Raw genomic sequence first — 23,769 nt, 5'->3', positions numbered from 1 at the left:
TTGCTGGCGCCGACTTGTTTTCCGCTTGGTACCGGCGCTGCATGGATGGGTGATCATCTCGATGCGGGGCCGCGGAGAGGGCCGCCCCTCAGCATGGGCGAGGTCATCGCAAACCACGACACTGATAAGGGGCCAGAGCATTTGTGAACGATGGAAAGCGGTGAGGGTCATTGCACGACTCTGTTTAGTGGATAGTTAACATCTAACTTATGCAGCAGTGCTTTTACATGATCAACTCACCCATATCGTTTAATGCGGAGCACTGTGGCGAACCTGCCATGCGGACGGCCACCTCCCCGCACTTTCAAAACCCGATCACGGCATCGCCGCCAAAGGCGAACATCCCGACATTTCGCTCCGCATTGAATGGGGACGTCCCGTTCAGGGAGCGGTCAAACCTGATCTCCGGTCGCAAAGCGAAGGCACGCAGATTTTTCAGGACAGGGGGGCGGTAAGTCAGGCCGAGGGTCAGCGCACCGTAAGTTGTCGGCGACGCGGTTTCAGCGGGCGCCCCAGGTGGACTGATTGCCCGTATCAATCCCGAAATGAATATCGAGATCGGAGGTGACATACCAATGCGCCATCGCCCCTAGATGCTCAAACGGCACGGAATATTGCGATGTGTAAGCGAGCGTATAGAAAGGCCGCGCCGAGGGATCCAGAACTTCAACCCCCATCGGGGCCTGAAGAATGCCGAGATTAAGATCGACCCCGTGCGGCGTCACCCATGGAAGATGGATATCTAGATGCGCCTGAGCTGGGATCAGCTGATATCGGTCTGACGTCATGTGATCCGACGCGCCGAGTAGATGGTAGTAACGCGCATCCGACCCATAAAGGCCCTGAATGACGAAGCCAATCTGGTATTTCTGCACGGCGTCATCCAAGGCGCGGGACAGCGTAAACTGACCTGATTCAACTGGGCCTGATTGGCGTGATCCGCGAGGAAATTGCCGAAATTAATGCCGTTGGCGGGACGCGCCGGATTGGCCATGATCCCCCTTCCATCAAGCCCTGAAGAGTGACATCCCGAAGCCATGTATTAGGCGCGTGCGCAAAAACATGGATGTCGGCTCGGGAGGCCGGGGTGAAGGAAAACATGCTGAGGAAGGTTATTGTTACGATAACGCAATATTTAAGGCCGCCCGAAAACTTCATAAAAAATGGTCCTTCACATGGTCGGAAAAGCGCGCCCGATAATTATCGCGGCATTTTCATAGAATGCATTTCCCGCGATTCGATGCAATATCAAAATGAAATTTTAACGATGCGCGTGACGCTGATTTGAAACTTCAGCAAAAACAAAGGATAAATATCCGGCAAACATGGCCGCATGTCAGGCTGGTCGCGCCGGGTCAGATCATGTCGCACCAGCTTTGGGGAGAGAAAGATGTGCGTTGAAAATTTATATGGACCCAAACTTTATCGAGGGTTTTTATTCGATATGGATGGCACGCTCCTGACGTCGATCATCGCGGCCGAACGCGTCTGGGGACGATGGGTGGCGCGTCACGGGCTGGATGTAGCGGCGTTTCTGCCCACGATCCATGGTAAACGCACCTGTGAGACCATCTGGGAACAAAACCTGCCCGGCATTGACCCGCAGCAGGAAGCTGACTGGATCACGGAGCAGGAATTAGAGGACACGGAGGACGTCGAGGCTATTGCCGGGGTCAAGGAATTCGTCGAGAGCCTGCCGCGCCACGCCTGGGCCGTTGTCACGTCGGCGCCACGCCGCCTGGCCCTCAGGCGTATTGAAGTCGCGGGTCTGCCCCTGCCCGACTTACTGATTGCGGCGGAAGACGTCCAACACGGCAAACCGGCGCCGGATTGCTTCCTGCTCGGTGCCCAGAGATTAGGTGTCAGGACTGGCGACTGCCTAATTTTTGAAGATGCGCCCGCGGGAATCCAGGCGGCTGAGGCCAGTGGCGCAGATGTCGTCGTCATTGGTGCCACGCATGAAAAACCCATGCAGACACCGCATAAAATCCTGATGCATTACCGCGACATCAAGATTGACGGGAATGATCATGATGGTTGGCGCATCCTGCATCACGGGTAAAGCGACCTCATCATACGGAAAAAACCTGTCAAACCGCGTTTGCGTCGTTGTCCAGACCTTGAAAAATCCTTTGCGCCACGCCACCTGACGCGAGAATAACGCATGAAAGCTGGTGCATAGCCACGCGACTAAAAGAGGACATCATGACCGACACGCCGCACGACACAAAATCCGGAGTTGAAAAGCACGCTTTCAGTGCCGAAGTAGGCCGGCTTCTCGACCTCGTCGTCCACGCCCTTTATTCCGAACGGGAAATATTCTTGCGGGAATTGGTGGCGAATGCGGCGGATGCCCTTGATAAACGCCGCTTTGAAGCGCTGACGGCGCCATCCGAAGCCCTGCCGGATAGTGCGTCCATCCGTATCGCGCCGGATAAGGAGAAACGCCTCCTAACGATCAGCGATGTCGGTGCGGGGATGAGTCATGATGAACTCGCGCAGAATCTCGGCACCATCGCACGTTCGGGCACGCGCGCCTTCGGTGAAAAACTCAGCGCTGCAAAACCGGAGGACCGGCCCAGCCTGATCGGGCAGTTCGGCGTCGGTTTCTACGCCGCGTTTATGGTCGCGGACCATGTTGATGTTATTTCCCGCAAAGCCGGTGCGGCGGATGCTTTTCAATGGTCCTCGGGTGGAAAGGGCAGCTTCGAAATCTCCCCCGCCACGCGTGAGGCGGCGGGCACGGACATTGTGCTGCATATGAAGGAAGATGCCGCGGAATTTCTTGATGCATGGCGCCTGAAAAGCATCATCCGGAAATGGGCCGACCACATTACCTGGCCGATCAAGCTTCAGGATGGGGAGGAAACCTCCGACGCGAATGAAGGGACGGCCCTTTGGCGCAAGTCGAAATCCGACATCACGGAAGAGCAATATACCGAGTTCTACCGGCACGTCGCCCATCAGTTTGACGCACCTTACGCGACTTTGCATTGGTCGGCAGAAGGGGCGACGGAATTTACCGCGCTCCTCTTCATCCCCGGCACGCGGCCCTTCGATTTCATGAAATCGTCGCGTGAAAGCAAAGTGAATCTGCATGTCAAACGCATGTTCATCACGGATGAGGCGGGGCTCCTGCCAGCCTGGTTGCGCTTTGTCAAAGGGGTCGTGGATACGGAGGATCTCCCGCTCAACGTCTCACGCGAGATGTTGCAGGCTACTCCTGTCCTGACGCGCATCCGTAAAGCCGTGACCAAACGCGTGCTGAATGAGATCCGGCAGCGCGCCACAAAGCCGGATGATAAAGAGGGCTTTACGAATTTCTGGGAGAATTTCGGCCCGGTCCTGAAAGAAGGGATCTGGGAGGATGCCGAATATCGTCAGGAGATCGCGTCTCTCTCCCTGTTCCGGTCAACATATTCGGACGATGCCACCACATTGGATGATTATGTCGCGCGGATGAAAGACGGGCAGGAGCATATTTACTTCCTGACGGGCGATAATATGGAAAGTCTCGCCCATTCAGCGCAGCTTGAAGGATTCCGCGCGCGCGGCATTGAGGTCCTGCTGCTTTCTGACCAGGTGGATGGCTTCTGGCCGGAGCGTCTCGGCAGTTATAAAGAGAAGACCCTCCGCGCGATCAGCCAGACTCATGGGGATCTCGACAAGTTCGCGGCACCGGCGCCGGAGGGTGACGCCGCTTCCCTAGAAAAACTCCTCCCCGCACTAAAGGCGGCGCTTGAGGGCCGGGTGAAAGACGTCAAAAGCACGAACCGACTTGTCGATAGTGCCGTTGTCGTCACCAGTGAGGGCGGCCCGGATATGATGATGCGGCGCCTGATGCGGCAATCCGGTCAGGCCATGCCCGCCACATTGCCGATTCTGGAGATCAACCCCCATCACGCTCTTATTCGCAACCTGGCGGCCCGCGCGGATCGCGATGAGTCCGTTGAGGATTTCGCTGCCGTCCTCCTCGATATGGCGCGCGTCAATGAGGGTGAGCCTCTGGGGGATGCCTCCGCGTTTATCCGTAAACTGACGACGATGCTGGTTTCGGCCTCCGCCTGAAGCCATCAGCGTGAAAAATGGGGGGTTCTCCTCTCCATCTTCTTACCGAAAGCGCCTTGCAGGGTGGTGAAGTTGGGTCGATAAAGGCCCAGCTTGCCTTTGGTAAGCTGCCCATCATGGTGCAAGATATTTAAAGGACTGATCAATGCAAGCGCCAGCCGCCTCCATGAACAGCTTGAAAAACGGCCCTGATGATCGCGGTCGGTTCGGGACGTTTGGCGGGCAGTTTGTCGCTGAAACCCTCATGCCCCTCGTGCAGGCATTGGACGCGACCTATCAGGCGACAAAAAATGACCCGACATTTTGGGAAGAGCTGCATTATTACTTCAAACATTATATCGGGCGGCCCAGCCCTCTTTGGCACGCGAAACGCCTTTCGGAAGAGTTGGGTGGCGCGCGAATTTATCTGAAGCGGGAGGAGCTGAATCACACGGGCTCCCACAAGCTCAATAATGTGATGGGGCAGATTTTATTGGCCCGCCGCATGGGCAAGACCCGCATCGTTGCGGAAACGGGCGCAGGTCAACATGGTGTGGCGACGGCGACCGTCTGTGCGCTTTTCGGCATGTCCTGCACCATTTACATGGGCGCGACGGATGTGGCGCGTCAAAAGCCCAATGTCTTTCGCATGAAGCTGCTGGGTGCGGAGGTGCGGCCGGTAACAGCAGGCGCGGGCACGCTCAAGGATGCGATGAATGAGGCCATGCGCGATTGGGTCGCGCATGTTGCTGACACGTATTTTCTGGTCGGGACGGTCGCCGGGCCGCACCCCTACCCCGCCATGGTGCGTGATTTTCAGGCCGTCATCGGCGTTGAAACCAAGGAACAGATTTTAGAGGCTGAAGGACGCCTGCCGGATATTATCGTTGCGGCGATTGGCGGCGGGTCAAACGCAATGGGCATATTCCATCCCTTTCTGGATGACAAGGATGTGCGCCTCATCGGAGTCGAAGCGGCAGGGCGCGGCCTGGATAGTGGTGAGACTGCGGCCTCCATTTCTCGCGGGCGCTCCGGCGTTTTGCATGGCAACCGGACCTACCTGCTTCAGGATGAAAACGGCCAAATCCTGGAAGCCCATTCCATCAGTGCTGGGCTGGATTACCCGGGCATCGGGCCGGAACATGCCTGGCTCCACGAGGTGGGACGCGCGGAATATGTGGGTGTGACGAATGCACAGGCCCTTGAGGCCTTCCAACTTCTGACACGCACGGAGGGCATCATCCCGGCCCTCGAATGTGCGCATGGCCTCGCCTACGTTGCGCAGATCGCGCCGCATATGTCGGAAAAGGATATTATCGTGCTCAATCTTTCCGGGCGTGGCGATAAGGATATTGATACTGTGGCACATCATCTGGGGACAAAATTGTGAGCCGCATCGAAAAACGGTTTGCGCAGCTTAAAGCCGCGGGACGCGGGACGCTTATCCCCTATCTAGAGGCTTTTGACCCGGATCGCGAGACGTCTCTGGCGCTGTTGAAGGCCATGCCGTCTCACGGTGCGGACCTGATTGAGATCGGGGCCCCTTTCTCCGACCCGTCCGCGGATGGTCCCACCATTCAGAAAGCCGCGTTGCGCGGCCTGAAAGCGGGTGCCACCTTACGCGGTGTGTTGGAAATGGTGCGGATTTTCCGCGAGGAGGATGGTGAAACGCCGATTATCCTCATGGGCTACCTTAACCCCATCGACACTTATGGCGCGGAAGCTTTTTGTCGTGATGCCTCGGCCTGCGGCGTCGACGGTCTCATCATCGTCGATCTGCCGGTGGAAGAGGCAGACTTCATCATGCCATATGCGGAGCGTTACGGGCTGGATATTATCCGTCTGATCGCGCCGAATACGCCTGATTCGCGCTTGCATTTCCTGACGGCGCAAGCCTCCGGCTTTCTATATTATGTCAGCATCACAGGCGTTACAGGTACACGCACGGCATCCCATGAAGAGTTGGCGGCTGCGCTGCCGCGTATCCGTGCCGTAAGCCCGTTGCCAATCGCGATCGGGTTCGGCATTCGCACGCCCGCCCAGGCGGCAATTGCTGTGCAGTCAGGTGATGCAGTTATTGTCGCGTCCTCCCTCATCACAACGTTGGATGAAACATTGCAGGATGGACGTGCGACGGTGCGGACGCTCCCTTCCATATTAAAGCAGCTGAAAGCGATTTCCGAGGCCGTGCATCAAAGTGCAAAAGCAGCGTTGACCGTGGCTGAGACTTAACCAGCCTAACTGCGCCGGGCAAATTTCCGGGCCAAAAGCGTGCAGGTGAAAAGTTGGATCTGATGAAAGAGCATCAGAGGCAGCACGACAATACCCACATGCGCCGGTGTAAACAGAATATTGGCCATCGGCGCCCCGGACGCCAGCGACTTTTTGGGGCTGCAAAACATCAGGGCGATCGTGCTTTCAAAGGTCAGATGCATATTGCGACCCAGTCCCCATGTCAGTAACAGCACAAGCACCAGTAACAGGAAGCACGCGACGACGATCACGATCATATCGGCCAGGGAAACGCGGTGCCATATGCCCTCAACAACTGCATGGCTGAAGGCTGTGTAAACAACAAGAATCACGGAGCCGCGATCGGTAAAGGAAAGCAGGCGCTTATGGCGCAACGCCCACCCCCCGATCCGGTGATGCAATAACTGCCTGACGAGAAACGGAAGCAGAAGCTGTGTCGCCACGCCGATCATGGCATGGAGTGAAAATATCTGCCCCTTCTGGACAAGCGGTCCGACCAGGATCGGTGTTATAAAAATACCAACATGTTTGATAGGGTCGCGCCACAAATCGCCCGCGGCCACGTTGCCACGGGCGATGGACGTCAGCGCGATGGAAGACTGAACGGTTGATGGCAGACAGCAGAGAAACATCATGCCGCGCCATAAATCATCGCTGAAAAGATGTGGCATCAGGGACTACACACCCAATCCCAAAGCCGGGAAGATGACGAAGGTGCAGGTCAGCATAGTGCCCTGAAGGCGCCAGCCTCTCGCATTCGCGATGACGGAAGCAGGCTCGAGACGCGCCCCTTGCAGGAAGAACATGACCCCGATCATGATGGTGACGATCACATTGAGGATTGCCGCCACATGGCCCGCACTGAGGACAAACGTGGCGAGAAGGACCGCGGCGATAAGCGCGAGCAGGAATGGGTCAGGTCGGGTCGTATTATGATCGCGACAGGATGTTATTTTTTTGGAAAAGCAGCAGGGGCTGGCCGAAGCAGGAAGCTCAGATCCAGCAAGTGCAGCCTTTGAGGCGTATCAACCGCAGCGGCGGGGTGGCAGCCCGATATTGCTGCCACCCCGCGACCGGAAGGATTTTTACCGCTGGCGACGCCGACACCGACGGAACAGGGAAATCATCAGGACCAGAATGACCAGCCCGACAATGATAACTGTTCCGAAGATGATGTTGGAGATCAGCCGCACCGTCCAGAAGCCGACATCGGCGTGACGCAGGCGTTTAACATCGGTAGGCGTCACCCGCACTGACGGATTGCCGAAATGCTCCAAAACGTAATCCGCAACAACGACGATCTGGACATCGTCCAACTGGTCCTCAAATGCGGGCATGAACACCATGCCGGTATTTGTCCGACGGTGAACGCCTTTGAGAATGGCGAGGACGAGATTATTCGGGTATGGGCTGCCCGTCGCCGTATTGGATGTCAGGGAAGGGTAAAATTGATCTTCCGCGCCCTACCTGTAATTAATGGCAGGACGCGCATGCGCCCACATACAAACGCTCACCAATCACGATTTTGCCATTTTCCATCGAACTGGGTGAACGATTCTCCGCGCGGTCCAGAATGCCGATATCGACGCGACGCGGGTTTTGGAACGCATAAGCTGGTTTTTTCTGCCCGGGATCACGCATCGGCGGCGCGGTCTTGAGATATCGCGCAATCGCGCGCAGGTCGCCTTTCTGCATGAAGCGGAAACTATCATGCTGTTTTCACGATATAAGCGGGTCCCGGCCTGAAACCAAGTTCAGCTGCGCCCTGCATGAATCCGGCGCCCAAACCCCTCAAGATGCGTTCTGTTGAAATTTAAGCGCGGGAAAACGCAGTTGTTCATTTTGGCTTCGGAAAGGAAAAACTATTATATAACAATAACTTACTCCAGATTTCCCAAATTATTGATACTTAAAACCCCGTGAAGCCTCGACATGACGGGATGAAGAGCCTAATCAAAATTTTTATTGGCAAGCTCGGATTTATAGGCAGGGACAGGTATCGATCCATGGCAAAGAAAGCTTCTTCGACGGCATCCAAGACGGTTGCTTCCGCAAGTCAGGAGTGGCGCAAGCTCGCTTCCCCGGATAAGGCCGCCGTCGAACGCGTTTTTGATTTAATGCGCGATCATTCGATTGAATTGGTTGATCTGCGCTTCACGGACCCGAAAGGCAAGTGGCAGCACACGACGCAGTGGCACACAACAATCGATAAAAGCGCCTTCATTGATGGCTTCATGTTTGATGGCTCATCCATCGCGGGATGGAAGACCATTAATAAATCCGACATGGTTTTGTTGCCGGACCCCACAACCGCAGTCCTGGACCCGTTTTCCGCCAAGCCGCAATTGATCCTTATTTGTGACGTTGTCGATCCCGGCACGAAGGAATTCTACAATCGGGATCCACGCTCCATCGCGAAGGCGGCGGAGGCTTATCTCAAATCATCCGGTTTGGGTGACTCGGCGAGTTTCGGGCCGGAGGCTGAATTCTTCATCTTCGACAATGTCAAATTCGGCACAGGCCCTAATTACGCGTCCTATCGCCTTGATAGTATCGAGGGGCCTGACGCGTCGATGAAGGACTTCCCGGAAGGAAATATGGGGCACCGCCCGGGTGTTAAAGGCGGTTACTTCCCGGTTGCTCCGGTGGATAGTGAGTGCGACCTGCGTGCCGAGATGCTCTCCACCATGAGTGAGATGGGGCTGTCGGTTGAAAAGCACCATCATGAAGTCGCCCAGTCCCAGCATGAACTCGGCACCAAGTTTGCGACATTGGTCCAGGCGGCTGACTATATGCAGATCTACAAATATTGCGTGCATAATGTCGCGCATTCCTACGGGAAAACGGCGACTTTCATGCCGAAGCCGATCGCGGGCGATAATGGCTCCGGGATGCATGTCCATCAATCTGTCTGGAAGGATGGGAAGCCGCTTTTTGCCGGACAGGAATATGCGGACTTATCGAAGGAAGCACTTTATTATATCGGCGGCATTATCAAACATGCGAAGGCGCTTAATGCTTTCACCAACCCGTCAACCAACTCTTACAAGCGCCTGATTCCGGGTTTCGAGGCGCCGGTGCTTCTGGCTTATTCCGCTGCCAATCGTTCCGCCTCCTGCCGTATCCCGCACAGTATCGGCCCGAAAGCCAAGCGTGTTGAAGTGCGTTTCCCTGATCCGACGGCTAATCCCTACCTGGCCTTCGCTGCCATGTTGATGGCGGGGCTTGATGGTATCCGGAACAAGATTCACCCGGGTGAAGCCAATGACAAAGATCTTTACGAGCTGCCGAAGGAGGAGCTTGCGCAGATCCCGACAGTTTGCGGCTCTCTTCGGGAGGCTCTTGAGTCACTTGAAAGCGACCATGAATTCCTCCTCCAGGGCGATGTCTTCTCGAAAGATCAGATCGACAGCCACATCGCGCTGAAATGGAACGAGGTTCACAAATTTGAACATGCGCCTCATCCGATCGAGTTTGAGATGTATTATTCAGTGTAAAACCTCTCAAAACCCGGCCCTCGCGCCGGGTTTTTGTCGGATCCGCCCCCTGAACTTCGAGACGATTTGGAACGAATAATTTGAGTGACGGGCTGATCATCTTACAAAGATGCGTCCGATACAGTACGCATAATACAACCAAATAATTGATGGCGGCTCAGCGCGCAGATCGTTGAATTTGCGCGTATATCTGGACCCAGGATACCTTCTTGACGCCGTCCAATCGCACGTCCCGTTTGAATTGCGATTTATTCTCATCACCCGTATGATCCCGGTTTGAATAAATTATCGTCGCACTTCAGATTTTCCAAATAAGTAAGATTTTCATTCGTTCCGTGGAGATATTTGCGACCTCTCACCAAGCATGATGACGGATTTGAACGCGTCGGCTTCACGGGTCCGGCGTCCATTTGAAGAGGAGGTTCGACATTGAGGTTGTCCCGCGACGTATTGAGCACGCTTCCGCATTCTATCTATCGCCCGCATTATGACGTGAAATTACTTCGGTCCGGAATTGTTCATCTCGGTTGCGGTAATTTTCATCGGGCACATCAGGCCGTCGCAACCCAGGCCGCCCTCAATGAAATGGGTGCGGAAGGCCATCATTGGGGCATCGCGTCCGCAACCATGCGCCGTCCGGACCTCGTGACGCAATTGGCGCAACAGGATAATCTTTATACCCTCCTCACGCGGGAACGCTCGGGCACAACCGCTTCCGTCATTGGCAGCCTGCATAAGGTATTCTGCGCCGCTGACCGGCCGGACCGCCTCATTGAACGCATCGCATCCCCCACCACAAAAATCGTGACCCTGACGATAACGGCCACGGGCTACCACCTTTCCGCCGATGGACAACTTGATGTCACGGATCCGCTTATACGGAATGATTTCAATAATCCCTCTTCCGTCACGGCCGTCGCTTTCCTGGCACGTGGCCTTGAGAGGGTCAGACAAAGAGGCACCTCCCCGCCCGTCATCATATGTTGTGACAATCTCAGCCATAATGGCGTGACATTGCGCGCTGCCGTCATGGCTTTCGCTGAGGCAGAGGGGCGGGGCGCGCTCGCAAAATGGATCGCGGGGCATGTCCAATTTCCGGATACGATGGTCGATCGTATCGTGCCAACGCCGCATGAGGGGGATATTGCCGACGCCAGTCGCCTACTGGGCGGGATTGATGATGAGATCCCGGTTTCCGCCGAACCCTGGTTTCAGTGGATCATCCAGCATTTCGATGGGCCTCGGCCCTTCTGGGAAGCGCATCATGGCACACGCTTTGTCCATGACGTCGATATGTTTGAGCGCGCCAAGCTCCAGATGCTGAATGGCAGTCACATGTTGCTGGCCTATGTCGGGCAGCTCACCGGGCGGGAGACCATCGCCGAGGCCGCGTCCGACCCGGTATTAGGACCGTTGGCGCGACGCTTTATGCGCTTCGAGCAGACAGCCGGGCTCCATCTTCAGGAGAAGGAGCTTGATGATTACACGGATGAGCTGATGTCTCGCCTGAAAAACCCCGCCATTGTGCATGAAGCCGAGCGTATCGGTCGCAATGGTTCGGCGAAAATGGCGGCCCGCGTTATTCGCCCCATGCGGGAGAATATCTCGGCGGGACGCGACGTGACTGGCGCCGTCCTTCTGATTGCAAGCTGGATTCGCTGGTTCGCCCTGCATGAGAAGGAAGTGTTGGAGATCTCGCTGGAAGACCCTCGCGCGGCCATGCTGAAGAAGATCTGCGCCGAATGTCGGGATCATCACGCGGCGCAGGCCGAGGCTTTTCTGGCGATGGAGGAGGTTTTCGGCCCCAGCCTCCCCGATCATAACAAATATGTTGCCGATATCGCCGAGATGCTCAAGCGCATTTCCGAGCAGAACATGAAAAATGTTTTGCGGGCCACGCTCAAGGACGAATCTTTAGCCGTTCCCTGAGAGCGCGCCCATGTCAAACGGGCATCTGCCAGACGTCAGGCTTACGAGGTGCTCCGGCGGATAAACGCCGCGACTTCATGAAGGCTTTCGACAACGGCCCAGGCTTTCGCACGCACATCATCCGTCGGTTGCAGCAGGTCGGGCACAACGATGACGCGGATACTGGCTGCATGGGCCGCGCGGGCACCGGTATGGGAATCCTCCAGCGCAAGGCAGAGGGATGGTGCGACTTTGATGGCTTCCGCCGCTTTGAGATAAGGTTCAGGATCAGGTTTGCCGCGATGAACGTCGTCACGCGTCACGATCGCATCAAACCTGTCAAAAAGCCCGACGAGATTCAGGTGATGATCCGTGCGCACACGGCTGGAGGAGGTCGCAATGGCGCGCGGCAGATGCAGCGTGTCGAGAAGATCAAGCAAGGGGACGACGCCCTCCTTTACCGTCAGCTTCCCGGCATCGACCAATTGCCGCAGGGCGATTTCCTGCCCCTCGAAAAACGCGTCACTCGGGAAGCTTTCCCCGAATGTCTCCCGCACCAAAGTGCGGCATCCATCGGCAGGCACGCCAATCATCCGGCGGCAGAATGCCATGGATATTTCATAGTCGAGCGCACGACCCGACTCGATCAACGCTTCCATCGCCAGATTTTCACTGTCCAGCAACAGGCCATCCATGTCGAAAATAACGCCTTTAATCGGACCGAGCTGCGGCTTTTCTCCGGACGTTGGGTGATCCTTCGCTGACATCGACTACTCCCTTTTGCCGCGCTGAGCATACAGCCTGCCCTCATGCACGCAAGCCCGAGACGCGTCGGCAGCGTTCACGCAAAAGGCCGTTCAATCAGACTTGAGCGTAGAACCGTATTGAAATTGTAATATTTTGTTATAATTAGATAAACAGTTCTCAGGGCGTGTCGATGGTCAGAGCGGATCACTGATGCGCGTATCAACAATGATTTTAGTTTTTAAGATAAGAAAGGAACGTGGACCGCTTCCGGCAGTCCGTCTGATTTGAGAGTTTTTTAAGCGGTTATCGACCCGGTTCTTTTAAATGCAAGATGGACGACGATTATAAAGTGACGGCCACGCAAGTTGTATGAGACCATTTTTTGATAAACATAATTATCAGGGCACGGGCAATGTTATCACGAAGAGCGGATCTTATATCCACTGATCTACCTTCCTCCCAGTCCTTCAGGAAGTGGCCCGGCAGAGGCCGTCGTAACAGGCCCCAACGTCCCGGCAACGATCACACCGCCCAAACTGGCGGCGAATATCATCGTATCTTACAAAATCACGTCGCAAGCTGGCGCCACAGTAACGGTGGGCGACACTGAAAATGGCGCGATATCAGTGATTGCGGGCAGCACGCTGATCGCTGACGGCGGAACGCTGGATGTCAATGGTGCCTCGATCGGCGCCTTTACGCAAGCCAAATACGTCGTCAAGAATGGCGGCACACCTAATATCACTGCCATTCATGGCTCGACTATTGTCAGCGCTTTAGAGAACTCGAAGCTCTCCTTTGGCGATGGCGGAGGAACTCTCCGACTTGGCGTCGGCGGCGACGGCGCCAACAAAATCAATTTCAATGCCATTGAAGGCTTCGATCAGCCAAATTCCGTCATTGAAATTGAGGGGGCAACTTCTGTCACGAAGGTGGAAAAATACCTTCTCTTCTTCACGAAGGTCACTTTTGATAATGGTTTGTCGCTTTTATTAAATGGCAACTTTGTCAATGACGTCACAGACAATCATCTTTTTCAAGCTACGGATGGCAAGAATCTCTATATCAGCTCGACGCCGGACTCGCTGATGACGACACTCCCAGTTACGGAGGGTTTTACACCCGTTTGTTATCTCGCTGACGCGATGGTGGAGACGTCGACAGGTGCAAAAAGCCAGTGCAGGAACTAAAAGTCGGCGATGAGGTGATCTCGCGTGACGCCTTTGGCGTAAAAACCGTACAACCCGTTATTTGGACAGGCAAATCGCATCTCAGAGTAAATCGGATGCTCGATGACGACAGGTCCGGCTTCCCTGTCCGCATCAAAGCCGATGCGCTTGCCGAAAATGTGCCATACCGGGACCTCGCTGTGACATCGGAACATACCCTGTTTTTTCGGGATATTTCGTCCCCGTGCGCATGTTGGTGAATGGTCGCACCATCGCCTATGATCACAGCATTGAATCGTATGATTACTACCATTTTGAAACGGCCCGGCACAGTATCGTTCATGTCAGCGGTGCTGCGACGGAAACCTATCTCGATAATGGTTTGCGTCATCAATTTTCTGAACAAAACTGGGCCGATAATGTAGTGGCCGCCGACGGCACCAAGCAATGAGGCCTTGACAGTGCCGCCCCCCTTTGTGTGACGCCGGAATTTGTCCGCGATATCTATGAGACGCTCAATGAGCGTGCCGACCAGATAGACCCTTCCGACGCATCCGCCCTCACAGCGGGTGTCAACTTGACTGAAGATCCGGACCTGAACGTCGAGACGGTTGACGGTGAGCGCCTCATTTTGCGCGAGATCAGGAACGGATGGTATCGTTACAGCTTCCCTGCAGGGCTGTCGCAACTTTACCTGACATCACGCGTGACCCGGCCTTGTGACGCTTTAGGTCCCTATATTGATGACCGCCGCCTTCTCGGCGTGCTTGTCGGGGAGATCGTCATTGAAAAGCCTTCCGGACACAGAGAGGTGACCGAACACCTGACAGATGAAAGACTCAAAGGGTGGTCCTCGACCGAAAGCCATCCATGTCGCTGGACGAGTGGACGCGCAGAAATTATCCTTGATGATGTGACAGACGCGCATGACAACGTGCTTGCGATCAAGATTTTGTCAACCGGATTGCACCGCCTGTCGCCGCGCCCAGAGTATATCATGCCGAAATCGATCCTGGAGGGTTTGACGAAAGCTGATAGCGTTTTGCAGCCCGCTTTGTGAGATAGGGTATAATCGAACGTCGTCGCCCCTCACAGACCCGATTTCACAAGGTTTCGTGAGGGGTGTTTGCGTCGACACTCATTGACGCGCCTGGGACAATAGGGAGTCCGCGCCGTGCGTCGAGATTTCATCACGTTGATTGTCAGTGACCCCACGTCACCGGACGCCCATTGTCTCTAAGCGCCGGGGAGTGTTGATTTATCAAGATGAGGCAGGGGGAGAAGCGGGTTTCTTTTCGGCGCATTATTTGCTAGGTTTTTCAGCCTTCTCAAAACGCAATTAATTTGAGATTGGCCCGGGCAGTGTTGACTGTTGGCGGCCTCATCCTCAGATGCGTGATGATATTGGCGCTCTGACGGTTGGATAATTTTCAGGGACGGCGTTCGGTCCTGAAAGGCGCTCATCCGTAAGGAGGAAGGGTTTTTACGCATAAATCTGCGTGACGTGGCCCGTTTATTAAGGTTTATTGATTGCTTTTAATGTATAAATTGACTTCAGGCGGCTACACGTTTCAAATTTTTGACAAAAGCAATCTTCCAATGGCGCACACTGGGTGTAATGTTTAAAGCGGTATTCCGCCGGATTTGCTTGCCAGGTTTGTAAACGGATGGGCTGACAAAGGAGCCTTTTCGCAATGAAAGTAGAGATCAAAACGTTGATCGCATCGGCCAATCGCCTCGCAAAGGAGGGTCACCGTAACGAGGCGGAAAGCCTGATTGAGGAAATCTACTCGTATTACGAGCAGCTGACCTATAGGGAAGTCGCGTCCCCGCCTGAAGATTACGCGCAGAGGGAATGATCGCTGCGCGCGGCACCGCTTTGACAATCCCCGCCCGCAAAAAATTCTTCGTTTTTTGATGCGCCCGCCACGCGTACTCCCCATGGCGCTTCCTGCGCTTCGCCAGGCGGGCCCGAGTGAGGATTTATAAATCCCACCCCCGTATACAACTTTCACCTTCCAAGAAAACGCTTGGTTATGACGCTTTGGGAAGAACGCTCACATCAAATGTGATCGGCTTTCACCCGGCGTCACGATGTAAAACGATCACGTGGGGTAGCAAAATCATCATAAATTTTGTTATATTCCCTCCCAGTTCATCATAAATTTATAGAGTTCAACTATGGTTTCCGACATCTCGCCTTCCACAACTCATCAGTCCCGGACGTTGAAGCCGGGTGTCGTCACGGGCGAAGATTACCGCGCACTCATTGAAGCGTGCAAAGCGGGCGGTTACGCCTTACCTGCCGTCAATGTTGTTGGCACGAATAGTGTCAACGCTGTTCTCGAAGCCGCCGCCAATCGCTCCGACATTATTATTCAGTGTTCGAATGGCGGCGCGCGTTTTTTCGCGGGGGAAGGGCTTGCGGACGCCGGCAAGACCCGCATCCTTGGTGCGGCTTCCATGGCGCGCCATGTCCACAGCCTCGCGAAAGAATATGGCATCTGCGTCATTCTGCATACGGACCACGCCAACCGAAAGCTCATTCCATGGGTGGAGGGCCTGCTGGATGTCAGTGAGAAGGAAGTCGCCGCCGGACGCCCACCCCTCTTCTCATCTCACATGATTGACCTCTCCGCCGAACCGCTTAAGGATAATTTACATGAATGCGCACGGCTCCTGCCGCGCATGGCGCGCCTCGGCATCAGCCTGGAATTCGAACTCGGCGTGACAGGCGGTGAGGAAGATGGCGTCGGTCATGATCTTGAGGATCACGCTGATAACGCGCATCTTTACACGCAGCCGGAGGATGTCCTCAAAGCCTGGGATATGCTCTCACCCTTGGGTCACATCACCATTGCGCCTCTTTCGGTAATGTTGCACGACGTCTACAAACCGGGCAATGTACAGTTGCGCCCTGAAATCCTGCTGCATTCCCAGCAATATATGGCGAAGGCAAAGGGTCTGCCCGACAAGCCGCTAAGCCTTGTCTTCCATGGGGGTTTGGGCTCCGAGAAAGATAAAATCTCAGCGGCAGTCTCTTATAGAGTCTTTAAAATGAACATCGATACGGATGTGCAGTTCGCATTCGCGCATGGTATCGGCCATTTCGTTTTCTCTCACGATAAAGCTTTTCGCTACCAGATCGACCCTACGACGGATGAGTCTTACAAAAAATTTTACGACCCTCGTAAATGGCTGAGAGAGGGTGAGAAAGCGATCATCGACCGTCTCAATGAGAGCTTCCAGGATCTCGGCTCCAAAGGGCGCTCAATCACCGCCTGAACCCGGACCCGGAACAATCTGACGGCCTGTCATATGATTATGACGGGCCGTTTTGCTTTGGTTTTAAAAAACCTTTTTCTCGCAAATTTTTGCCGGCAGCTTCATCTTATTAGAGCGGGCTTAGCGAGCCGACAGCATTTCTTATCGAAGCACTAAGACTTCGTAACAAGTTTCTTAAAAAGACTTTTTGGGCGTCTGCTTTTCTCAAAATGTTGCGAAATTCTGTCCGATGCGGTCAAAGGCGGGAGATTAGTCAGTCTTGTCCATGGCAAGCGGAATTTTCAGAAAAATTTTTTATACGGAGATACTGCACCTTTTTCGTATCTGTAACGGCGCGTTTCCTGGCGGGCCAGCAGCGTAAACGTGCAGGCAGTAGCGGTGTCGAAGCCATTATGCAGCGGTTCTCCCTGTCATCTCCGGAAGGCCTGGCCCTGATGCGCCTTGCCGAGGCGATATTGCGCATTCCCGATGCTGCCACGAAAGATGTGCTGATCCGGGACCAGGTCGGCAATAATGATTGGCAGAGTTTTGTCGGGCGGAAGCAACCTTTAACGGTTAATGCCGCCGCTTTGGCGATGACCGCCGCGGCGCGCTTGCACCGGGACCCGACGGGCCTTCTCGCGCGGGGCAGCGCCCCTTTCATGCGGTTGGGTATTGAGCGCGCGATCGGCCGGATGGGCGGGCAATTCGTGCTTGGTCAGACCATTGCTCAGGCGCTGCAAAGCAGTCGTGAGCCCGAGACGCGCGGTTACACTTACTCCTATGACATGTTGAGTGAAGCGGCGTTAACATCCGAGGACGGCCGTACGCTATTTTGACGATTACAGTGCCGCGATTGACGCTATCGGCCAACAGGCCCAAGGCGCCTCACTTTATGCCCGGCCGGGAATATCCATCAAACTTTCCGCATTGCATCCCCGTTATGCGCGCGCAAAAAGCCCGGGTAATGGGGGAACTGCTCCCGCGCCTCAAAGCGCTCGCCGCGCAGGCGCGACGTCACAATATTGACCTCAATATTGATGTGGAGGAGAGTGACCGCCTTGACCTGTCGCTCGATCTCCTCGAAGCCCTGTGTCACATGCCTGAACTTGCGCGGTGGAATGGCATTGGCTTCGTGGTGCAGGCTTACGGCAAACGCGCCAGCCATGTCGTCGATTATCTGATCGAACTTGCGCGACAGACGAAGCATCGCCTGATGGTCCGTCTCGTGAAAGGCGCTTATTGGGATACGGAAATCAAGCGCACCCAGGTGGAGGGCGTCGATGATTTTCCCGTTTTCACCCGGAAGTGCCATACGGATGTCAGTTACCTCGCCTGCGCCTGTCGGCTTCTAGCGGCGAAGGAGGAAATCTATCCGCAATTGGCGACGCCGTGCCGCATCTACGCCCCTGTCGGCGCGCACCGCGCGCTCCTCTGCTATCTCGTGCGGCGCCTGCTTGAAAATGGCGCGAATTCGTCTTTCGTCAATCAGGCCGCCAACCCTGAAATATCGCTTGATGAGCTGATCCGAGACCCCGTCTCGCTCGCCCGGAAAGTGTCACCGCTCGGTGCGCCTCATGCTGACATCCGCCCCCCTGAAAAGATTTTCGGCCCGTCACGTCGAAATTCCCACGGTCTGGACCTGACAGATGAGTGTATGTTGGAAACACTCGATAAATCCTTGCGCGAGATTGAGCGCGCCTATGACAGCCGCCCTCTCATCGCGCATTTTGATGCGTCAGGGGATGCGACACGTCACGTGATCAACCCCGCCGATCACCGCGACATTGTGGGGCAGGTCACCTACGCTTCGGACGCCGCGATGGAAAAGGCGCTCGAAAATGCGGATCAGGAAGAAACGTGGCGCAATATGACGCCGGCGGCACGGCGTGACATTCTCGATAAGTGCGCCGACGCCCTCGAAACACATATGATCGAACTGATCGCCCTTCTGGTGCGGGAAGTCGGCAAAACTTACGCCAATGCCGTCGGTGAAGTCAGGGAGGCGGTGGACTTCCTGCGTTATTACGGCGCGCAGGTCGCTATGAAGGATTCAGAGGCGACGATTACCCCGCTAGGTATCATCCTCTGCATTTCCCCCTGGAATTTCCCTCTCGCGATTTTTACGGGGCAGATCGCAGCCTCATTGGCCGCCGGTAATGCCGTTATCGCCAAGCCCGCTGAGGAAACACCCCTCATCGCCGCTATAGCTGTCCGTCTCTTCCATGAAAGTGGCGTACCCGTCCCGGCTTTGCAGCTTCTGCCGGGAGATAGCGATGTCGGCGCCGCACTTGTGGCCGATAAACGCATTGACGGCGTGATGTTTACCGGCTCAACCAAAGTCGGGAAACTAATCAGTGGCGTCCTTCTGGGTCGACGCGGGCGCACGGGCCAGTCCGTTTCCTTCATCGCCGAAACAGGCGGTCAGAATGCCGTGCTGGTCGACAGCTCCTCATTGCCCGAGCAGGCTGTCACGGACATCATCGCCTCGGCTTTCGACAGTGCCGGTCAACGCTGCTCCGCCCTTCGCGTCCTGCTGGTGTAGGATTGATTGCGCGGACCACGTGATCGACATGCTGAAAGGCGCATTGGACGAGATCTCGGTTGGCGGTCCGAGCCAGCTTAGCACGGACATTGGCCCCGTCATGTCGGAGGAAGCCAGGACACGTATTGAGGATCACATCGCCGCCATGCGTGACGCCGGACGTGAGATCTGGCAGCCGAAAAACGGGCTGGTGCAGCAGGTGGGCTGGTTTGTCCCTCCCACGATTATCGAAGTCGGCCGCGTTGCAGATATCGGCCAGGAGGTTTTCGGTCCGGTCCTCCATATGCGACGGTTTGAGCGTCAGGAATTATCGAGCGTCATTGATGCCGTCAATGCGACGGGATATGCTTTAACGTTCGACATTTAGAGCCGTGTCAAATCGACAATCCAACATGCAACATTGCGCAGTCATGCTGGCAATATTTACGTTAATCGCAATATTATTGGCGCAACGGTCGACTCCCAGCCTTTCGGTGGGAAGGGCCTTTCCGGCACGAGGCCGAAGGCGGGGGCCGCTCCTCGTGCCACGGCTCGGCCTTTCCGGTGACACGCCCGCTCACATGGCCGGCGGGGCCGCGCCAGCCGCCGCGCGCGGCTTCCTGACACATCTGGAATCCCGGGATCAGCCCTCCGCACGGCGGATCCGCCCTTTGATCATGACGACTTTGTGCGGCGCCTCGAGGGATCTACCGAGCCCTGTCGGCGAGACGAATATTCACATGCTGACACCGCGGGGGCGTGTCCTATGTGTGGCGGAAAGCTGGCCGAATATTATTTACGCGATCGGGCTTGCTTTAAGCACTGGCAATCTTGCCCTCGTCCTTGCCTCGGACTCGGCAATGGAATGGGCGCGCCCGGAATGGCTGGTGGGGGAAAAAGTCGTGACGGATAATACCGCCGCATTGGGGGGCGACGTCGCGCTGATGTCACTCGCATCATAAGGCGCGGCCCTGAATCATGGCGCGGCGGGTAATTCCCGCCGCTATCTGGCGACGTCGCGTTGGTTACAGCTCTTCATCATCATAAACCGGCATGAGCGCATCAGCTTCCTCTAGCGTGACGGAAAGAGAGAGACGCTGGCCTTTCAGGCGAAATCGGGGTTGAACGCGCAATGTCATGATGGGGCTGATGCCGTCAAACCAGCCTGCCAGGACAGTTTGACATGCCAGCAGAGCTTCCCCGTCCCGCACAGCGAAAACAACGCGGCGGACATTGTGTAGCCCGATTTCATCGCGGGTGATATGATTATTGATCGTCGTCAGGGTGTTGCGACATTCAGCGATGATGGACTCGGGTATTGCGCCATCAGCATCGGCACCATTGATTTCGCTGTAGTCCGTCATGCTCTGATTTTAAATCCTTTCTGTCTTATCGATGCCACAATCGAAGGTTATCGTGAGTTTGCCTACCTGCATCCTCATAGCATCGTCATAGCCTGATTTCTCCACATCTTACACATAACGTTCATTACATTGCTTAACGTACGCGTGCCATGGTAAATTTGCACGCGATGACGCTTCGCAGGGTATGTTCGTTTCATGCCTTGGCAAGATGAGGGCCGGAAATGGATTTGGAGTCGGGAGGTCAGTTCTGAATCTGAATGATCTTCAACGTATCCTGTTGGTAACGGGCGTTTCAGGCGCGGGTAAATCCTCAATGCTGCGCGCATTGGAGGATCTTGGCTATGAAGTCGTTGATAATCCACCGCTCAACCTTGTCGAGCAACTCGTCTCACGCGTGGACCATAATCTTGCCATCGGCATTGATCAACGCACGCGCGGTTTCAACATCGATTCCGTTGTCGATCTCGTCGCAAGGCTCAGGACGCGGGCCGGGTTACGCAGTGAGCTGATTTTTGCAACGGCAGATACGGATGCGCTGCTGAAACGCTTCACCGCCACGCGGCGGCGACACCCTTATGATAATGACCCGAATGCCGGGTATAGCCTGGCGCAGAATATCGCGCGGGAAATTGAGGTGATGGCCCCGCTCCGTGCACATGCTGACCTCGTCATAGATACGTCGGGCCTTTCCCTCCCGGAATTTCGTCAGATGGTCGAAGCACGGTTCGGGTCGCGTGCGGATGGCGGTGCACTGACATTGTCGCTGATGTCCTTCGCTTTTCCCGCCGGTCTGCCGCGAGAGGCAGATGTTGTTTTCGATGCGCGTTTCCTCCGTAATCCGCATTATGATGAGACATTGCGGCCCAAAACCGGTCTGGATCCCGAGGTGCAGGCCTATGTGCGCGCCGACCCGGATTATGATCGATTTCTCCACCAGCTCCTCGACATGCTGGGTCTGGTTCTTCCGCGCTTTGTCAGTGAGGGGAAACGCCACGCAACAATCGCTGTCGGGTGCTCTGGCGGGCAGCACCGCTCGGTCACGATGATTGAAGATATCGCAGAGAAATTAGCCGATCACACCCACTCCGGTTTAAGTCAGGATGGGCCGGTCGTTGTTTCCCATCGTGAATTGGCACGGCAGGGGAGAAGCTTCTGGCGCTGGGCAAAACCGCCGCAATAAGCCGCCTCACGTTTCATCCTGCCGCTGATGAGAATTTCCGTCAGACGGGCTTCAGAACGTCAGCGTTGACCCGCACAATCATATGCATTTGACCACTATTTTCCGGTGGTTCGAAATGAAGCTCACCGCGGCCATTCGTCCAGCATGACCACGACGCATCAGACCCGATCCATCCCGCCCCGCGTTCGAAAGCCACATCTCGCGCCTTGCCGTCAGCTTTCGCATCGGTGGTGATGTCGATCCCCTCGACAAGCATACCGAGGCGTCGCCGATCATCATGATAAGGCCCGTTCAGATCACAGAAACGAAAAGACGGTGACTCGAAAGCAATTTTTGTTTCCGAAGCGGGAAGTCGCGTCTTGAAAATATTAGGCGCGACCTGCGTCAATCGGTAAGCGGCCCCACTCTCTGACAGTATCGTTAGACGAGGTGATGGCCGGCGTCTTCCGGGTTTGATAGCATGACGGGAAGGGGCAGATGGGGTCGAGGCACGCTGCGCGATGCGTGTCCAGAGATGCTTCATCTCCGGTAAGGCCATCCCGATCGGCAAGGCCGGCATATAAGCTGTGTCAGGGTTTCTATTCACAACAGGCGTGATGCCCACATGTTTCTCAAACCGATTCCGGTTGCCCGTATCGAGAAATGTTTCCACGCCCAGCCCTTCCGCCAGGATAATGGCATGGCGGGCCGTCTCAAAATGATGAGCCTCGTAGGAGGTCACCATCATGTCGTAGAAAATTGATTTCCCATTGACCAACATGCGCACAGGGATAAGGCGGTTTTCCAACGCGATGCAGTGCTCAGACGTCACGCGCAGGTCCCGTTGGGGGACATGTTCCGAGATCGCACCGGCTTTGATGATGACGGGATATTCCGCCATATCGGGTGACAAATCCGGATGCACTCTGACGGACTGTGAACCGACCCAGATCACGGGAAGATACTGACGATACCGGCCTCATATTGTCAGCACACGATCCCCCAAGGCGGATTGCTTCAACGGGTTTGAGCCCCTCTTCCGTCTCAATCAGCGTTCCGGGCAAGAAACATTCCGGCGGACCGAAATCAACATGGGACGTGTCCTTGCCGTTGATATAATTGATGTAACCCCCGTTGGGACGCCATTCACCCATGGTCGCCTCACCTCTCATCGGCTCCGTTGTTCCGACCGGTGGGGCATAGTCAAAGGTCATTCCCAACTCCATCGTCGGCGAATCGAGGATAGAGAAAACCCACTAGGAGCCACTTTCGAGATCCTGAACAAAAATCGTGCCAGGATCTTTATCGCTCACGGCGATACTTGCGGGGTCAATGACATAACTCTTGCCATTTGGCATGGTGAGGGAAATCTTGTCTCCGTTGAAGGTCACGTCGGTATTCGGCGCGATGTCATTCGTCGTGTTGCCCCCTTTATCGCCGATGGTGAATCTCCAACGCCCGGGCATATTATTATCACCGCGTGGGTTTCTAAGTTGCGCGACATTCAGCCTGTAAGTGTCCTCTTGAGGAATTGCCATTATTTCGACTCCGCCCGGGTAACCGACGAACGACCTGCCCGCAACCTGATTCTATTGTTTGAAACAGAATATTAACCCCGCTTTTTATACGGAGTGCTATGGGGTCGGCCCAGATATCTGCTGAATTCGTGATAATTACTTATAATTCTTATCGAACCATTCTATTCAGTTGAATCTTTGAGAAAAACGGTAAGTTGATGCGCTGGTAAGGCGCTGATAAACGACGATTTACCTCTTGCTATGGCGCAAATACCCGGTTAGATGCAGCGCAATACATCTTGAGGTTGCAAATCCAAGCG

21 protein-coding genes and 3 pseudogenes are annotated in these 23,769 nt (G+C 55.3%); 16 read left to right on the top strand and 8 right to left on the bottom strand.

Translation table 11 applies throughout. The features are described 5' to 3' along the window. Positions 1 to 304 precede the first annotated feature (304 nt). Positions 305 to 1,101, bottom strand: a pseudogene (locus tag AAYR33_09370) (outer membrane beta-barrel protein). Positions 1,102 to 1,390: 289 nt separating this feature from the next. Between AAYR33_09370 and AAYR33_09365 the strand changes: the two are divergent. The 4 genes from AAYR33_09365 (at position 1,391) to trpA (ending at position 6,279) form a co-directional block, all read left to right on the top strand. Then, positions 1,391 to 2,062, top strand: a complete 672-nt coding sequence (locus AAYR33_09365; GenBank protein ID XAO71173.1) for an HAD-IA family hydrolase — start codon at positions 1,391 to 1,393, stop codon at positions 2,060 to 2,062. A 143-nt stretch (positions 2,063 to 2,205) separates the two neighbouring features. Further along, on the top strand, positions 2,206 to 4,068 hold the full coding sequence (gene htpG, locus AAYR33_09360; protein XAO71172.1) for a molecular chaperone HtpG: 1,863 nt from the start codon (positions 2,206 to 2,208) through the stop codon (positions 4,066 to 4,068). Between the two features lie 145 nt (positions 4,069 to 4,213). Then, complete coding sequence (trpB, locus tag AAYR33_09355; GenBank protein XAO71171.1) at positions 4,214 to 5,437, top strand: tryptophan synthase subunit beta; 1,224 nt, start codon at positions 4,214 to 4,216, stop codon at positions 5,435 to 5,437. Continuing rightward, positions 5,434 to 6,279: a tryptophan synthase subunit alpha gene (gene trpA / locus AAYR33_09350; GenBank protein ID XAO71170.1), complete on the top strand. Its 846-nt coding sequence runs from the start codon at positions 5,434 to 5,436 to the stop codon at positions 6,277 to 6,279. The genes trpB and trpA overlap by 4 nt, the downstream gene beginning before the upstream one ends. Positions 6,280 to 6,284: 5 nt before the next feature. Here trpA and AAYR33_09345 read toward each other — a convergent pair. From AAYR33_09345 to AAYR33_09335, 3 genes and pseudogenes are all read right to left on the bottom strand, one after another. Beyond that, a pseudogene (locus AAYR33_09345) lies at positions 6,285 to 7,208 on the bottom strand (bile acid:sodium symporter family protein). Between the two features lie 177 nt (positions 7,209 to 7,385). Continuing rightward, complete coding sequence (locus AAYR33_09340; protein ID XAO71169.1) at positions 7,386 to 7,646, bottom strand: cytochrome c; 261 nt, start codon at positions 7,644 to 7,646, stop codon at positions 7,386 to 7,388. A 127-nt stretch (positions 7,647 to 7,773) separates the two neighbouring features. Further along, the gene (locus AAYR33_09335; GenBank protein XAO71168.1) at positions 7,774 to 7,995 is read right to left on the bottom strand and encodes a hypothetical protein; all 222 of its coding nucleotides are present in this window, start codon (positions 7,993 to 7,995) and stop codon (positions 7,774 to 7,776) included. A gap of 311 nt (positions 7,996 to 8,306) precedes the next feature. Here AAYR33_09335 and glnA point away from each other — a divergent pair, with 311 nt between their 5' ends. Beyond that, positions 8,307 to 9,797 carry a type I glutamate--ammonia ligase gene (gene glnA, locus AAYR33_09330; protein XAO71167.1) on the top strand — a complete coding sequence of 497 codons (1,491 nt, stop codon included), beginning with the start codon at positions 8,307 to 8,309 and terminating at the stop codon, positions 9,795 to 9,797. A 429-nt stretch (positions 9,798 to 10,226) separates the two neighbouring features. Next, complete coding sequence (locus AAYR33_09325) at positions 10,227 to 11,726, top strand: mannitol dehydrogenase family protein (protein ID XAO71166.1); 1,500 nt, start codon at positions 10,227 to 10,229, stop codon at positions 11,724 to 11,726. A 41-nt stretch (positions 11,727 to 11,767) separates the two neighbouring features. On the opposite strand, the gene AAYR33_09320 is transcribed toward AAYR33_09325, so the two are convergent. Continuing rightward, entirely contained in the window at positions 11,768 to 12,472 is a 705-nt protein-coding gene (locus tag AAYR33_09320) for an HAD family phosphatase (GenBank protein XAO71165.1), read from the bottom strand. A 576-nt stretch (positions 12,473 to 13,048) separates the two neighbouring features. On the opposite strand from AAYR33_09320, the gene AAYR33_09315 reads away from it, so the two are divergent. From AAYR33_09315 to AAYR33_09275, 9 genes and pseudogenes are all read left to right on the top strand, one after another. Beyond that, on the top strand, positions 13,049 to 13,642 hold the full coding sequence (locus AAYR33_09315) for a hypothetical protein (protein XAO71164.1): 594 nt from the start codon (positions 13,049 to 13,051) through the stop codon (positions 13,640 to 13,642). Next, positions 13,630 to 14,072: pseudogene (locus AAYR33_09310) on the top strand (Hint domain-containing protein). The gene AAYR33_09315 and the pseudogene AAYR33_09310 overlap by 13 nt, the downstream one beginning before the upstream one ends. Positions 14,073 to 14,099: 27 nt before the next feature. Beyond that, complete coding sequence (locus AAYR33_09305; protein XAO71163.1) at positions 14,100 to 14,681, top strand: hypothetical protein; 582 nt, start codon at positions 14,100 to 14,102, stop codon at positions 14,679 to 14,681. A 634-nt stretch (positions 14,682 to 15,315) separates the two neighbouring features. Continuing rightward, positions 15,316 to 15,480: a hypothetical protein gene (locus tag AAYR33_09300; protein ID XAO71162.1), complete on the top strand. Its 165-nt coding sequence runs from the start codon at positions 15,316 to 15,318 to the stop codon at positions 15,478 to 15,480. Positions 15,481 to 15,802: 322 nt separating this feature from the next. Then, a complete protein-coding gene (gene fbaA, locus AAYR33_09295) occupies positions 15,803 to 16,906 on the top strand; it encodes a class II fructose-bisphosphate aldolase (GenBank protein XAO71161.1) in 1,104 nt (367 codons plus the stop codon). A 392-nt stretch (positions 16,907 to 17,298) separates the two neighbouring features. Next, the gene (locus tag AAYR33_09290; protein XAO71160.1) at positions 17,299 to 17,724 is read left to right on the top strand and encodes a hypothetical protein; all 426 of its coding nucleotides are present in this window, start codon (positions 17,299 to 17,301) and stop codon (positions 17,722 to 17,724) included. A gap of 128 nt (positions 17,725 to 17,852) precedes the next feature. Then, positions 17,853 to 19,430: a proline dehydrogenase family protein gene (locus AAYR33_09285; GenBank protein ID XAO71159.1), complete on the top strand. Its 1,578-nt coding sequence runs from the start codon at positions 17,853 to 17,855 to the stop codon at positions 19,428 to 19,430. Between the two features lie 19 nt (positions 19,431 to 19,449). Continuing rightward, the gene (locus AAYR33_09280) at positions 19,450 to 19,797 is read left to right on the top strand and encodes an aldehyde dehydrogenase family protein (protein XAO71158.1); all 348 of its coding nucleotides are present in this window, start codon (positions 19,450 to 19,452) and stop codon (positions 19,795 to 19,797) included. 154 nt (positions 19,798 to 19,951) lie between these two features. Next, complete coding sequence (locus AAYR33_09275) at positions 19,952 to 20,371, top strand: hypothetical protein (GenBank protein XAO71157.1); 420 nt, start codon at positions 19,952 to 19,954, stop codon at positions 20,369 to 20,371. A 63-nt stretch (positions 20,372 to 20,434) separates the two neighbouring features. On the opposite strand, the gene AAYR33_09270 is transcribed toward AAYR33_09275, so the two are convergent. After that, on the bottom strand, positions 20,435 to 20,773 hold the full coding sequence (locus AAYR33_09270) for a hypothetical protein (protein XAO71156.1): 339 nt from the start codon (positions 20,771 to 20,773) through the stop codon (positions 20,435 to 20,437). A 208-nt stretch (positions 20,774 to 20,981) separates the two neighbouring features. Here AAYR33_09270 and rapZ point away from each other — a divergent pair, with 208 nt between their 5' ends. Beyond that, complete coding sequence (rapZ, locus tag AAYR33_09265) at positions 20,982 to 21,953, top strand: RNase adapter RapZ (protein ID XAO72453.1); 972 nt, start codon at positions 20,982 to 20,984, stop codon at positions 21,951 to 21,953. A gap of 40 nt (positions 21,954 to 21,993) precedes the next feature. Here the strand turns inward: rapZ and AAYR33_09260 are convergent, their stop codons facing one another. Continuing rightward, positions 21,994 to 22,887, bottom strand: a complete 894-nt coding sequence (locus AAYR33_09260) for a Hint domain-containing protein (protein XAO71155.1) — start codon at positions 22,885 to 22,887, stop codon at positions 21,994 to 21,996. A 301-nt stretch (positions 22,888 to 23,188) separates the two neighbouring features. Next, on the bottom strand, positions 23,189 to 23,470 hold the full coding sequence (locus AAYR33_09255; GenBank protein ID XAO71154.1) for a hypothetical protein: 282 nt from the start codon (positions 23,468 to 23,470) through the stop codon (positions 23,189 to 23,191). Positions 23,471 to 23,769: the final 299 nt, after the last annotated feature.

Source organism: Acetobacteraceae bacterium (assembly GCA_039613835.1).
Classification (GTDB): Bacteria; Pseudomonadota; Alphaproteobacteria; order Acetobacterales; family Acetobacteraceae; genus Sorlinia.
Note: the sequence above shows the minus strand (reverse complement) of the source record. Positions and strands in the feature narration are given on the sequence as shown.